General features: G+C 51.4%; 10 protein-coding genes. 7 read left to right on the top strand and 3 right to left on the bottom strand.

Annotated elements, in window-relative coordinates:
- Nucleotides 1-116: 116 nt before the first annotated feature.
- A complete protein-coding gene (locus MKX76_RS24895) occupies nt 117-611 on the bottom strand; it encodes a GNAT family N-acetyltransferase (protein WP_210094013.1) in 495 nt (164 codons plus the stop codon).
- A 191-nt stretch (nt 612-802) separates the two neighbouring features.
- Nucleotides 803-1,717: a serine hydrolase domain-containing protein gene (locus tag MKX76_RS24890; protein ID WP_210094014.1), complete on the bottom strand. Its 915-nt coding sequence runs from the start codon at nt 1,715-1,717 to the stop codon at nt 803-805.
- A gap of 502 nt (nt 1,718-2,219) precedes the next feature.
- Here MKX76_RS24890 and MKX76_RS24885 point away from each other — a divergent pair.
- The 7 genes from MKX76_RS24885 (at nt 2,220) to MKX76_RS24855 (ending at nt 13,432) form a co-directional block, all read left to right on the top strand.
- Nucleotides 2,220-2,987 carry an alpha/beta hydrolase gene (locus MKX76_RS24885; RefSeq protein ID WP_210094015.1) on the top strand — a complete coding sequence of 256 codons (768 nt, stop codon included), beginning with the start codon at nt 2,220-2,222 and terminating at the stop codon, nt 2,985-2,987.
- Nucleotides 2,988-2,998: 11 nt separating this feature from the next.
- Nucleotides 2,999-3,958 carry an ABC transporter permease gene (locus tag MKX76_RS24880; RefSeq protein WP_007128816.1) on the top strand — a complete coding sequence of 320 codons (960 nt, stop codon included), beginning with the start codon at nt 2,999-3,001 and terminating at the stop codon, nt 3,956-3,958.
- Nucleotides 3,959-3,976: 18 nt separating this feature from the next.
- Entirely contained in the window at nt 3,977-4,891 is a 915-nt protein-coding gene (locus MKX76_RS24875) for a carbohydrate ABC transporter permease (RefSeq protein WP_007128817.1), read from the top strand.
- Between the two features lie 51 nt (nt 4,892-4,942).
- Entirely contained in the window at nt 4,943-6,547 is a 1,605-nt protein-coding gene (locus MKX76_RS24870; protein WP_007128818.1) for an extracellular solute-binding protein, read from the top strand.
- Between the two features lie 252 nt (nt 6,548-6,799).
- Nucleotides 6,800-8,959 carry a glycoside hydrolase family 3 N-terminal domain-containing protein gene (locus tag MKX76_RS24865; RefSeq protein WP_007128819.1) on the top strand — a complete coding sequence of 720 codons (2,160 nt, stop codon included), beginning with the start codon at nt 6,800-6,802 and terminating at the stop codon, nt 8,957-8,959.
- 99 nt (nt 8,960-9,058) lie between these two features.
- Nucleotides 9,059-12,409: a GH36-type glycosyl hydrolase domain-containing protein gene (locus MKX76_RS24860; protein ID WP_007128820.1), complete on the top strand. Its 3,351-nt coding sequence runs from the start codon at nt 9,059-9,061 to the stop codon at nt 12,407-12,409.
- Nucleotides 12,410-12,457: 48 nt separating this feature from the next.
- Complete coding sequence (locus MKX76_RS24855) at nt 12,458-13,432, top strand: LacI family DNA-binding transcriptional regulator (RefSeq protein ID WP_341034765.1); 975 nt, start codon at nt 12,458-12,460, stop codon at nt 13,430-13,432.
- Nucleotides 13,433-13,667: 235 nt separating this feature from the next.
- Here the strand turns inward: MKX76_RS24855 and MKX76_RS24850 are convergent, their stop codons facing one another.
- A complete protein-coding gene (locus MKX76_RS24850; protein WP_007128822.1) occupies nt 13,668-14,942 on the bottom strand; it encodes an MFS transporter in 1,275 nt (424 codons plus the stop codon).
- Between the last annotated feature and the right edge of the window lie 221 nt (nt 14,943-15,163).

Below are 15,163 nucleotides of genomic sequence, written 5' to 3'. Positions count from 1 at the left end.
GATATGGCAATGCGTAAGGCCGGCCGGATACAGCAAACGGCCCGGCAGCAAGCGCCGGACCGTTCATCCCAAACCGCGCCCATCGCCGGGCCGGATGCTGAGCATTCCTGATATTTTTATAAAAAGCAGCACATCCATATATCATCCACATACCGGCCATCCACATAAAACTCCCGGACCAGCCTTCCCTCTTCCCGGAAGCCGCAAGCGCGGTATAAGGATAAGGCCGCAAGATTCGAGGACAGCACCCGGAGCCTCAGCTTGGCAATACCTTCTCCACTCGCCAGCTCCTTGGCCGCCTCGATCAGCTGCAGGCCGATGCCTTGGCGCTGATAGGACGGATGGACCGCAATATTCAGCTCCATCACATGGCGATGGCTTGCCAGCCCGCTGGGAGAGCGAAAGCCGACATAACCGCATAATATATCTTCGCAAGCCGCTACCAGCTGGCTTCCGGGAGGGCAATGCAGCAGAAACTGCTCCCTCGAGGTCCAATGCAGCGGCTCGGGGGCCGTATTCCTGTTCCACACCAGATGGTCCAGCTCCATCAGCTGGGCGGCGTCCTTCATCTCCGACAAGCGGATGGTGACGATTTCCTGACTGGCTTTCACCCTAGCATCCCCTCACTTTAAACAGCGCGTACCTCTTTATTATAACAGGTGGGGGCAACCGCTGCAGGGTAAGCTCGGTATGCAACAGCCTATCCTATATCGTTCGATCCGGCCGAGAGAACAATGGCAGCGGGGACCCTATGTCCAAGCAGAACCGGAATCCCCTACACACGGTATCTCATTGTACTCATCTATAACAACGGGTAAATTTCTGTCCAAATTGCATCCATGATCTCCTGCATTCGATCTTCCCGGCTATTCACCGCGATGACCGCATCTTTGCCGGGGAGAATGATGCATAGCTGGCCGGATGCCCCATCTGCACGATAGGCATCGTGAGTGCACATCCAAAATTGGCAGCCATACCCCTGAGCCCAATCGGGGCTGCCCTGCGTATCGATCTGTTTGGAGGATGCGAATCGTATCCACGCTTCAGGCACAATCTGTTGTCCTTCCCACAATCCGCGCTGCAGCAGAAGCTGGCCAAAAATGCTGAGTTCCTCATTGCTGATAGATAAGCCCGCACATCCCAGCGTCACACCCAGCGGGGATGACTCCCAATGAACATTTTCTATACCCAAGGGCTCAAACAGGCGTGGAGTCAGATAGTCCCTTACCGTCTCGCCTGTCGCCGCCTGGAGCATAGCCGAGATCATAAACGTATCTCCACTGCTGTATGTAAACATGTCGCCCGGCGTCCGGTCAAGCGGTAGCGACATATAGTACTTAGCCCAATCCTTCTCTTTCAAGGATGCTCTTTCGTTTGCCCATAAGGGCGGCGAATCATGGCCCGAAGACATTCGAAGCAAATTGTATAGTGTGATGTTGCCGGGATCGAGAGACGGCTCCAGATTGTCAACTATCGAAGAGTTACTATTAAAAAATTCACCCAGCCGGCTGTTCAGCGCGAGCTTGCCTTCCTCAATGGCCAGGCCGACGGCCATACAAGTAAAAGATTTGCTAATGGAATGCTGAACACGCCGTTTGTCCTCCGTCAAATCGTACTTCCCCCACAGCCGGCCGTTTTGACGAACCCGCGCTGAGTGAACCTGCAATCCTCTGTCTGCGATGTAATCAATAAAGCCGGTTAATGAATGATTAGACATGGATTTACCTCCTATCCGATTAGGCATATTCGCTTCGGTCTCGTAAGACCGCAGCCCCTGAAAGGGTCTTCAGCAAGATTCATGCTCTCATCTCAGAATAACATGTTTCAACCCCAATAGAAACGTTTCAACAAACGATGATTTTTTTGCCAATACACGATTACAGGAATCCCTTGTATCCCCAATGAAATGAAAGCGTTTTCTATGGCGAAAACACACTCCATTTAGGGAAAAATATAGATTTCAGTCCTTAACTGGATCATTTCACATGAAAATTATAATTTTTAAAAACGATATTGACAAAGATTTGATGTGCAATTATGATGTTATCGAAACGATTCGATAAATCGCTTTCATAAAATAACGATCATATCTTGAATCACATCGGTAACGGAACTGACAGGTACCTTCAGCAGTCCCGCTTGGATATTGCGAATATCGGGGGATGCTTAGATCCCTCCGCCTATTTGCCTAGATCGTTCACACTTGAAAGGGGTTACTTATGGCGCATATTACGATAGAGACCGGCTCCCCCACTTTATGCATGACGACAAGCATCCATGTCGTGTCGCCCGTGGAATCAGGCAAACCGCCGGATTACACACTCTATCTTCTTCATGGAGCAGGCGATAACGCAAGTACTTGGCAGCGCCTGACTACCGTTGAGCAATACGCACATCAATACAACTGCACCGTCATTATGCCGGAGGCAAACCGAAGCTACTATACAGACATGACGTATGGGCTTAACTATTTTTATTACATTACCCAGGAGCTCCCGAAGTTTTGCAGCCGATTGTTCCAACTGAATGAGGACCGGGCCCGTACCTTTATCGCCGGCTTGTCCATGGGCGGATACGGAGCACTTAAATGTGCGTTAACTTATCCCGGACAATACGCAAAAGCCGTTTCGTTATCCGGTGTAACCGATATTCGGAAGAGGATTCACGATATGGACATGCCTGCCGGTATGGTCAAGGAAATGCAGGCCGTATTCGGTCCGGAGCTCGACATCAAGCCGGATCAGGATCTGTACAAGCTCGCGGAAACGGCACTTGCGCAGACCGGAAAGCTGCCCCCGATCCTCTGCTGCTGCGGAACGGAAGATCCCTTTATCGAGATGAACCGCGAATTTGCCGCGTACCTGAGACAAAGCGGTTCCGACTTCCACTACGTGGAAGGACCCGGAGCGCATGAATGGCGATTCTGGGAGCAGCATCTGGAAACGGCATTTGATTTTCTTTTTAACGACAAGACTCAAGAAGAGTGAGGAGATGCCACTTGAAACCTGCAGCCTTAGGGCCCACCAAGAAACCGCACGGACGCTCAAAATTCAAGAAGCTTGCGTCTGAAATCAAAAAAAACCGAATGACCTACACCCTGCTGATTCCGGGGCTTGTCTGGCTGATCATCTTCGCCTACATGCCGATGGGCGGCCTGTCCCTCGCATTCAAGGACTACAAGGCCAATCTCGGGATCCTGGGGAGCCCTTGGGTCGGATTCGAAAACTTTAAGTATGTATTCCGGGATCCGACCTTTATCGATGCCGTCTGGCGTACGCTCTACATTAACATTATCAAGCTGGCGGTCACGTTTCCGGTTCCGATCATTCTCGCACTGATCCTGAACGAGCTGCGGATGAGCCGGATGAAAAAGGCCTTCCAGACGGTGCTGACCTTCCCGCACTTCCTGTCCTGGATTATCGTCTCCGGTATTGTCATCAACGTGCTCGCTTATGACGGCCTGGTGAACAGCACCCTTGCGATACTCGGTCTGCCGACCATCAACTTCCTCGGTTCGGAAAGCAACTTCATTCCGATGATCCTGCTCACGGATATCTGGAAATCCGCCGGCTGGGGAGCGATCGTCTACCTCGCCGCCATATCCGGTATCGATCAAGACCAGTATGAATCGGCTCAAATCGACGGAGCTACACGTATGCAGCAGATGTTCCGCATTACGCTGCCTAATATTATGCCAACCGTGACGATCATGTTCATCCTTTCGGTAGGCGGACTGATGTCCTCCGGCTTCGATCAAATATTTAACCTGGCGAATGCCGCGACCAAGAACGTATCGGAAGTGCTGGACGTCTACATTTACCGGATTACGTTCCAGTCGTCAACGGACTTCTCGTTCTCTACGGCGGTCAGCTTGTTCCGGTCTCTCGTCAACATGGCGCTTCTGCTTATTGCGGACAGAGTAGCCAAAAAAATGGGCGGAGACGGTTTATTCCGTTAAGAAAGGAGTCGAAAAGAAATGAGCACCATTACTTCAAGTCCCAAGAGGACGAAGATTCGCAAGAACAAGATGAAGATGACTCTTCTCGATTATATTTTGCTGGCCGTGCTTGTCGTACTGGCTCTGCTGATCGTGATTCCGTTCTGGAATGTCATTATGATCTCGTTCTCCACGCCAAAAGAATACGCCGATAACCCGCTCATGATGCTGCCTGCTAATCCAACGCTGGAGAATTATAAAGCGCTGTTCGCCGACGGAAGCATCTTGACCGGCTACTGGAACACCTTCAAGCTCCTGATTATCGGTTTGCCGCTCAGCCTGTTCTTAACCATTACGATGGCTTATGCGCTCAGCCGGAACAAGTTTCCGGGCAAAAAGCTGATCTTTATGCTGGTCCTGTTCACCATGATCTTCAACGGCGGGATTGTTCCGCTCTATCTCATCATGAAGGCTCTGCACCTGACCGGAACGCTCTGGTCCGTTATTCTCGCAGGCAGCTTCAGCGCCTTCAACATGATTCTGATGATGAACTACTTCCAGGGGCTCCCGGAATCCTTGATGGAATCCGCCCGGCTTGATGGGGCCGGAGAATGGAAAATCCTCTTCTCCGTCGTCCTGCCGCTGGCCGCCCCGATTATTGCGACCATTACGCTGTTCTACGGCGTAGCCATTTGGAACAGCTGGTATGACGCCATGATCTTCCTGCGTAAGGCGGATCAGCTCCCGCTCCAGAACGTGCTGCGAACGATCATCGTCGAATCGCAGACCAACGCCTCCAACGCTTCAAGCGTGGATGCTGCCGGAAAGTCCAACTTCTCGACCGGTATGAAAATGGCGGCGGTATTCGTCAGTATGGTACCGATTATGTGCTTCTTCCCGATGCTTCAAAAGCATTTTGCCAAAGGGGTATTAACAGGGGCTATCAAGACCTGATTAATGCATAGATTTCAGCCAAAAAAATCTAATCATTCATGGGGGTAGAACATGAAAACGAACAAACGGCTGTCGGCTAAATCCATTCTGTTGCTGCTGCTGAGCATGAGCCTTGTGCTTGTGACCGCATGCTCGAAGGGAGACTCCTCAAGCAGCGGAGAAAGCGGGAAAGACGAGAACGGGAACTACAAAGATAAGCTGAAAATTTCCGTAGCAAGCACTGTTACGGTCAAGGACGGCGATATGGACAACGAGTTCCACAAGTACTGGATGGACAAGTACAACATCGAGTGGGATTACAACTTTGTCGAGTGGGATTCCTGGGGCGAGAAGCTCCGTCTATGGATCAACTCGGGCGATTTGCCTGATGTGGCTGTCTGGGATTATGTTCACGGCGATGCCATGAACTACATTGATCAGGGTCTCTTGTACAAATTCCCTGATGACTGGAAGGAACGCTGGCCGAACGTTGCGAAGGCTTACAGCCTGACTGGACTTGGCGATAAGCTGGAAGAACTGACTGGTGGAACTTACATTCTGCCAAGACCGGTATACTTCGAGAACAAACCAGCTGATCCGCTCACGAACCAGATTGGCGTTATCGCTATTCGCAAGGACTGGGCAGAAGCAGTCAATTTTGAACTCAAGGATGCTTACACAACGAGCGAACTCATGGAATACGCCCGTCTGGTGAAAGAGAAGGATCCGGGCAAGGTGGGATCGAAGCTCGTTCCGATTTCCTACAAGCCTGATGATGTCCTGACGAACATCATGATGCCGAACAGCGCACATTCCCGTGTGGAATCGGCGTTCTATAAAGGTGAGGACGGCAAATACAAGTGGGGTCCGGCAGATCCGGAGACACTTACCGGCCTGAAGCTGGTTCAGGAAGCATACAAGGAAGGCCTTCTGAATCCTGAATTCTATACCTGGAAGAGCAGTGAAGCCAGCAACAACTTCCGTGTGAACGGCACGGCTGCTGTCATGAGTCTCGGCGGACTGGCTTCCTACCGTCAAGACGTGGACAAAGACATGAAGAAGAACCTGAATCTGAACAGCGATGACGTTGTTCATACCGCTATCGTCCTTGGCGAAGACGGCAAGTACCGCAATCTGGAGCAGGTTAACTTCTGGTCCGCCCTGATCTTCTCGCCGGATATCAGCAAAGAGAAATTCGAGCGCGTTATGGACCTTGTTGATTTCTCCGTCACAGAAGAAGGACAAATGATTCTGAACATGGGCTTTGAAGGAACCGACTGGAAATACGGTGAGAACAAAGAATTGATCAGCCTCCTTCCCGAAGGAACGAGCGTCGGCGACAAATATCCTGGTCGCTTTGAAGGTCTTTACTTGCTTGGCGACGATTTCAGCATGATCAACCCTGCAATCAAGCAAGAATACCGTGATACGGCAGTCAAGCATTACCAGAACAAAGCGAAGTTCGGCAAGGAAGGCGGCGCGCTCGCTCTGTACGATTGGGATGTCCAGCTGTATGATTCCAAGGCTAAAAACCAGGCAACCTTCAATTACGCTGAAGAATACACCAACCTGATTCTCCAAGATGGAGATTTGGAAACGAATTGGAAGAAATGGGTTGAGAGCAAGCAATCTCTTGTACAACCCGTCTTGGATGAACTCAATAACTTAAAAAAGTAAAACAAACAGCTTCAAACTAGAGTTGGCCTGAGGCATTCGCCAGCGGTACAAGTCCTTTGAACCCGGTGTGCAGGATTTCGAATGCAGCCGGGTTCTTGACTTCTGCCCTGCTCATTCTTCTGAATGAGGAGTTTGCACAACTACATGCCCATCCATGTTTTGTGCATGCTCCTGAGAAAGGAGATAGAGACATCAGTCAACCCGTTCTCATTCTATTTATTCTCGTAGATATAAAGAAGTGGAGGGAAATACATGGACCAGAAGCAGTTAACCGACCTTTTAACAAAGATGACGCTAGAAGAAAAGATAGCACAGTTGCTGCAGCTTACATCTAATCTCCATGAAGGCACGGAAGATCAGGGTCAAATTACAGGGCCCATGGAGGAAATGGGGCTCACCACAGACATGGTCCGTGCCAGCGGTTCGGTTCTCGGTCTGTCAGGAGCCGCTTCGATCATAGCATTACAACAGAATTATATGAAGAACAGCCGTCTCGGGATTCCGCTCTTGTTTATGGCTGATGTGGTGCACGGGTTTAAGACCATCTTTCCGATCCCGCTTGCCATCGGCTGTTCCTGGGATCTCGAGCTTGCCGAGAAAAGTGCAGAAATTGCCGCACGGGAGTCCGCCGTCTCCGGCATCCATGTCACGTTCGCTCCAATGGTTGACCTGGTACGGGATCCGCGCTGGGGACGAGTCATGGAAACAACGGGCGAAGACCCGTATTTGAACAGCTTGTTCGCCAGAGCTTTTGTGCGCGGGTACCAGGGAAGCGCGCTGGCGGAGGATAACGAACGCCTGGCCGCCTGCGTCAAGCACTTTGCCGCGTACGGGGCTGCGGAGGGCGGCCGTGATTACAACACGGTGGACATGTCGGAGAGACAACTGCGCGAATATTATCTCCCTGCTTATAAGGCCGCACTGGATGAAGGCTGCGAAATGGTGATGGCCTCTTTCAATACCGTTGATGGCATTCCTGCTTCCGGCAATGAGAAGCTGATGCGCGGTATTTTGCGTGATGAGTGGGGATTTGACGGGATTCTCATATCCGACTGGGCATCCATTCGGGAAATGATCGCCCACGGGGCCGCAGAGGATGACCGTGAAGCTGCCTACCGGGCGATGCGCGCAGGCGTCGATATCGAAATGATGACCCCTTGCTACGTCCATCATCTTCCGAATTTGATCAAAAGCGGGCTCATCGATGAATCGCTGATTGATGAGGCCGTCATGCGTATTCTGCAACTGAAAAACAAGCTGGGATTGTTCGAAAATCCGTTCCGGGGAGCGGATCCGGAACGGGAGCGCGAGCTGCTCTTCTGTGACGAGCATCGCCAGGCAGCTTACGATCTGGCGGTGAAGTCCAGCGTCCTGCTAAAAAATAACGGTGTTCTTCCTCTTCAACCTGATTCCAATGTCGCTTTGATCGGCCCTTTTGCAGACCAGGAGGACATCCTCGGATGGTGGTCCTGTGTCGGCGCCAAAGAAGATGCCGTAAAGCTGGGCACGGCCATGAAAGAACGCATCAGCGGCAAGCTGACCATCACCGCCGGATGCAATTTTGACTCGATGGACGCAAAGCAGCTGGAATTGGCACTGGACGCTGCCCGTGAAGCGGATGTCATCGTTCTGGCACTCGGCGAAGAATCCGAAATGAGCGGTGAAGGCGGTTCACGCACGGATATTACGCTGCCGAAAGCGCAGCTTGAGCTGGTTCAACATCTGAAGCAGTTAAACAAGCCTATTGCTGCTGTCATCTTTAACGGCCGTCCACTGGATCTGCAAGGTATTTTCGATGAAGCGGATGCCGTGCTTGAAGCTTGGTTTCCGGGCAGCGAAGGCGGTGCAGCCATTGCCGATCTGCTGATCGGCCGCATGAATCCGTCCGGAAGGCTCACCATGTCCTTCCCGCAGTCCGTCGGTCAGGTTCCGGTTTATTACAACGTCTTTAACACAGGCCGTCCTATGGACCCTTCCAAAACCGGCGAACGCTATGTATCTAAATATATCGACAGTCCTAATGAGCCTCTGCTCCCGTTCGGCTACGGCCTGTCTTATACCACCTTTGAATTCGGTGAGCTTCAATTGTCCAGAAGCGAGATCACAGCAGATCAGCACCTTACGGCGCGGATTCGGGTGACCAATACGGGTGCAAGAACGGGTGTTGAAACCGTTCAGCTGTATATACGGGATATGACAGGCGAAGTCGTTCGGCCACTGCGCGAGCTGAAAGGGTTCCAACAGCTGAAGCTTCAACCGGGCGAGAGCAAAATCGCCGAATTCACCATTAGCGAAGATATGCTCCGTTACCATCACAGTGATCTCAGCTTTACTAGTGATCCGGGCCGCTTCCAACTGTTTGTCGGTCCTAACAGCCGGGATTGCCTGCAGGCTTCCTTTAAGCTTGTATAAATATATTACAATATCGATTTTTTAAACTACATCACAACTGCCTTGGCATAGCCGCCGGACTTGGCGGTTACTGCCAGGATAGGAGGAGTGACCTACTTTATGACAACCATTACACAGGATCTGATTCACATTCAGGCGGGCGATCTTTGCTTTAGTTTCTGGCAAAGCGGTGACTTATATAAAGCCGTAAGCGGAAATACAATGATCAATCAGCTGATCTCCAGTCCGCTGGACGGCTCCATGAACAATATCTATTTGCGAATTCACAATGAAGCGGGCATAACCAGTTATCCCCTGCTCGGTATTCATTCCTCCAGTAAAGTAAGCACGGGAAAAGGAATGATCGTCTGGGAGGGTACAGCGGAAGACGTGGAATACAAGGTTTCGTTCGTACTCCAGCCGGAGGGCATCTGGTTCTGGGATGTTCAGACCCGTGGACAAGGCCAAGTCATTGACATCATCTACGGACAGGATGTAGGAATTGCTGACATTGGAGCGGTTCGCAGCAATGAAGCTTATCTGTCCCAATATATTGATTACCGCGTCTTTGAGCACAGTGAACAGGGTTATGTGGTATGTTCCCGCCAAAACCAACCCCAAGGCGGTGCCTTCCCTTATCTCCAGCAAGGTTCACTTTCGGGAGCTTCAGCATATTCAACGGACGGCTTTCAATTCTTCGGACTTTCGTACAAGGAAACGAACACGCCGGTCTCCCTGAATCAGGAGAAACTGGCCTGTGAAGTGTACCAATATGAATTTGCCTATACCGGACTCCAGTCTGAACAGAAGACCTTGAACGGTGAAGAGCGTTTTGTATTTTATGGCCTCTTTAAAGGAGATCACCCGGCTGCTGTTGAGGAGCTTGAATACTTAACGGAGGTTCAGCAAGCTTGGCAGTCCTATGAGAATCAGACTTCCAAGCATAAGCTCGAGCCCCTCCCCGCCACTCGTCTTAAACCGTACATCGGCGAACCGCTGCAAGCGCTCGAGTTGTCCGAAGAAGAAATCAGTGCGCGTTTTCCAGTAGGCAGCAGACATCAGGAGGAGCGAAATCAGGGTAACCTGCTGGCTTTCTTCACAGATACCTATGAACATATCGTTCTGAAGCAAAAAGAAATGCTCGTTGAACGCCCGCATGGGCATATTCTGTTGAGCGGCGACAACCTGAAGCTCGGTGCTGAAGTGATGGCAACTACCTCTTTCATGTACGGCATCTTCAACTCCCATGTCGTGGTTGGCAACACGAATATGAATAAAATGATGAGCAATTCCCGCAGCGCACTCAATGTGCCAAAAACGTCGGGCCAGCGGATTTATGTAGAAAAGGACGGAACGTATCATCTGCTGACGATGCCGTCTATGTTCGAAATCGGCTTTAACTATGCTCGCTGGTACTATAAAACGGAAGACGACATGCTGATCATTACGAACTATACGGTGCTGGATGCCCCCGAAGTGCGGCTGCATGTCCGATCGGAGAATGGAATCCCGTACAATTATCTAGTCACGAATCATGTGACGATGAACGTTAATGAGTACGAAACTCCGGTACACATGACAGAAGAAGCCGGAGTGCTGACGTTCCACTCCGATACGAATCCTGTATCGGCCAAAGCTTATCCGGAATTGCAATACCGCCTTTGGGTTGACGGTGCAAAGGTAACGGTTGGAGATGAAACGACGATGGCTGACGGTGTGGCACCGGGCTCCTCTTCCCTGGTAACCCTCCGTCTGGATCGCACAAGCGATTGGACGCTTACGATCCAAGGCCTGCTGGAGGGCAAGACCATTCCAGACCGGCCGCGCAGCGCATCCGAAGAAATCATTCGTTACCGCGAATACTATCGCCGCGTCATGAACGGCTTCCATCTCTCGCGTCCCGGAGATGATGCAAATTCATTATTCAAAGTAAACGCACTAGCCTGGTGGTATACGCATAATATGTTCGTCCATTACTCGTCTCCTCACGGCTTGGAGCAATACGGAGGCGCAGCCTGGGGAACACGTGATGTCTGTCAGGGACCTGTCGAATATTTTATGGCTACACAAAAATATGAGCAGGTGAGAGATATTCTCAAAATGGTATACTGTCATCAATACGAGGATGGCGGAAACTGGCCGCAATGGTTTATGTTTGACCGGTATTTCGCCATACAGCAGGAAGAGAGCCACGGCGACATCATTGTATGGCCGCTGAAAGTACTAAGCGACTATTTAACGGTCACGCAGGATTTCAGCATCCTGGATGAACAAGTTCCTTATACTTTGAAGCATTCTTTCCAGTTCACGGAGAATAAAGCGTCGATTCTGGAGCATGCCAAAAAAGAAATCGAATATATACGCAGTCATTTTCTGCATGATACCCATCTATCCTCCTACGGAGACGGTGACTGGGACGATACCCTCCAGCCTGCCAATGCGCAGCTTAAGCAGTTTATGGTCAGCAGCTGGACAGTAGCCCTGACTTATCAAACGATGAAGCAGCTCTCTACAGCTCTGCAATCGTTTGATCAAGAACTGGCAGACACAATATCTGATATTGCAGCAAATATCGGGCAGGATTTCAAGAGGTACATGCTGAACAATGATGTTATACCTGGATTCCTCTACCTCGAGGATCCGGAACAACCTAAGCTTATGTTACACCCTGAGGACCAGGACACCGGTATACAGTACCGGCTGCTCCCCATGACCCGCAGCATGATTGCCGAACTCCTCGAACCGGAGCAAGCCCGTTCCCATTACGAGCTTATTCAGAGTACATTGCTGTTCCCGGACGGCGTGCGTCTGATGAACCGTCCAGCCTCTTATAAAGGCGGCGTTAGCACACATTTTAAGCGGGCGGAACAGGCTTCCAATTTCGGGCGCGAAGTAGGCTTACAATATGTCCATGCCCATATCCGTTACATCGAAGCGATGGCGAAGCTTGGACATGGAGAGGATGTATGGAAAGGGCTTGAAACGATTAACCCTGTCGGTATCCAAGAGGTGGTACCGAATGCGGCAATTCGCCAGAGCAATGCTTATTTCAGCAGCTCTGACGGCAAGTTCAATACCCGCTACGAGGCTCAAGAGCATTTTGATGACTTGCGCAGCGGAAAAGTGGAGGTCAAGGGCGGCTGGCGAATTTATTCCAGCGGACCGGGGATCTACATGAACCAGTTAATTTCAAACGCCCTCGGCATCCGTCAGGATCGCGGCGACCTGGTATTGGATCCGGTTATACCCGTCAGCATGGACGGACTTCATTTTGACTATGAATTCGCCGGCACCAAGGTAACCTTTATCTACCACGTTACGGGCAACAGCATCAGCCGCGTTGTGATGAACGGGACCGAGCTGACAGCTGAGCGTATCACTAACCCTTACCGAGAAGGCGGTCTACGCGTTTCCAGACAGCAATTCGAACAGATGATTCAGGGACGGAACAGGATTGAAATCTTCATGTAGTCTGCAATCCCGCCAGGGATTGGTTTATGAACGAAGGAGCGAGCAAAATTGGTAAGTATTAAGGATATCGCAAAAAAAGCCGGTGTTTCGATATCGACCGTATCTTATGCCCTCAACGGCAGCAGTAAAGTGACGGATGAGACGAGCTCTCGAATTTTGGCCATCGCTCAGGAACTGAACTATATACCGAATGCGGCAGCCAGAACGCTTAAAAAGCGAGAGTCCAAAATCATAGGCGTCTTTCTGACGGATTTCAAAGGAGAAGTGTACGGAGATCTGCTGGATGGCATGAAGGAAGTCGCCAACACGCAAGGCTATGATCTGATTGTATGCAGCGGCAAGCAGTCCCACCGAATGCTTCCCGAGCGGATGATTGACGGTGCCATTATTCTTGATCAGGCCTTCGAAAGCGAAGAGCTGCTGGAATATGCGGATCGCAATCACAAAATCGTTGTTTTAGACCGCGAGCTCGATCACAAAAACATCAATCAGGTGCTTCTAGACAATAAAGCAGGCGCTACGCTCGCTATGGAATATTTGATCGAACGCGGGCATCAGAAGATGTATATCGTTACCGGTCCGCCGGGATCCTTCGACTCCATGCAGAGAATGAAGGCCGTTAAACAGGCCCTGGACCGGGTAGATCACATCGAGTGGATCGAAATCGAGGGAGATTTCAAGAAAAGCGGCGGTGAAAAAGCGGCTAAACAAATCATAGCGGACTATAAGGATCCGGTAGCCGTATTCTGCCTAAATGATGAGATGGCCATCGGGCTTTGCAACCAAATAACCGAAAATTCTTCTCTGGTCATTGGCGAGCAGATTCATTTAATCGGCTTTGATAATATTGAGCTGACCCGCTATATGCAGCCGCGCTTGGCAACGATCGATTACTCCAAACGCAAGTGGGGGGCCCTTGCAGCCGAGCAGCTGATCAAGTTGATCGCTGGGGGTACCGTTGAGAATGAACGCATCTACGTCACCCTGGTCGAAGGCGAATCGGTTGGATACGCCGTCAAATAATTTAACAGTACTAATATAAATATCTAAAGAGGGGTGTCCCAAAAGAAAATTTGGAACCCCCACAGCAATAAAGTAGGATGGTATTCGAAAGAAATTAAGGAGCTAAGCGATTTATTCTCGCTTAGCTCCTTGTCTTTTGGCGTCGACGGAGGCATTGACGACTTGAAATTCAGCAGGCCACCCGGCCTGCTCTCTATCCAACCTTATTAGCATTCGTCTTGCTTGAAGCAATCACTTATAGCGGCAGGGTTTCCTTCGAAACGCCTCGCTGCCCGTCCACCTGTAAACGGCCGTCATCACCCAGGATGACGCTGCGGCTGATCCGGGCATGGACAACAAACGAGGCGAATGACAGCACCGCCGTGGCTGCGGCCAGCCAAGCCACCGGCGTCAATCCGCCGCCGTCATACATCGTGCCCATCGCGTACGGGCCAAGCACCCGCCCGGCTGCCCCCATTCCTCCGGCTACGCCTATGTAGAACGGGGCCGCCCGGCCGGCCCGCTCCGATATGAACGCCGGAATCGCCGGCGAGATCAGCATTTCGCCAAGGGTCGCCAGCACCATCGCCAGCACCATGCCCGGATAGCTGTGCATGGCGACGATGACAAGGTAGGCGGACAAATAGAATAAGGCGCTGACGGCCATCTGGCTGCTCTCCGTCCGGGCGAACCAGCGCTTGATCAGCTTGGTTACGGGCTGTGCCGCAAAGATCAGAATGCCGTTAAGCGTCCACAGATAGCCGTAAGCAGTCTTGGACATCCCTTCCGAAATGATGAAGGGCGACACGCCCGTGTTCCAGATGGAATTGCCGAACCAGAGAAACAGCGAGCCAAGCCCCATATAGAGGTAAATGCGCGTGTGCCCGAGAAGTGCCCATGTCCCTGGCCCTGCTGCGAGGGGCGCCCTCAGCTTCGGGTGCCGGTCTTCCTGCTGCACGGCGCCGCCATCCAGCTTGGTCAGATAGGACAAGAAGAAGATAGCGAAGCCGAGCGAGGTCACGCCGTTCAGCACAAAGCTCAAGTGATACGAAATTTCCGCCAGAAATCCGCTCATGGCGGTGCCCAGGGCAACGCCGATATTATTCGCTACATAGATCACATTAAAGAGCTCCCCGCGCCGATCGGCAAACCGGAAGCCGATAAACGCCTGGATCGCCGGCATCGATACGGCATTGCAAAAGCCGATGAAGCCCATCATCGCCACGAACAAGCCCCATAAGCCGTTAATGAACGGCAGGGTGAACAAACCCAGCGCATTCAAGAGGAGAGAGCCCACGATAAGCCGTTTCACGCCGACCCTGTGATACAAGCCCCCGCCCACCAGCTGACCGGCGATTCCTCCAAGCGATTGAATCAGGATGACGAAGCCTGCATCCTGCATGCTCCGTCCCAATTCGTCGAACACGTACATCGTGGTGAGCGGCCACATGAGCGAGCCGCCGGCCGAGGCCACGAGACTTGCCACAAGAAAACCTTTTACTTCCTTAGGGTACTGCTCCAACCATTTCATCGTCTCAATCTCCCAGCAGCCTCGCAAGCAGTATTCAGCAGTTAATGCCATGATCATTATCCAAATAAAAAAGCCCTTGGCGGGCTTGAATAGGTATCACTCGCAGGGCAATGGGCAGGATGCCACTCCCGCTTCTGCTGCAGTTTACATAACCTGTAACTTTGTGCTTGCCCAATCTCTAGTATCGCCGAAAGCGATGTAATTTCGCAAGCACATTTAGT

This window comes from Paenibacillus sp. FSL R5-0810 (assembly GCF_038002285.1).
Lineage (GTDB): Bacteria > Bacillota > Bacilli > Paenibacillales > Paenibacillaceae > Paenibacillus_AQ > Paenibacillus_AQ lactis.
This window is presented reverse-complemented; position numbering and strand designations above follow the sequence as displayed.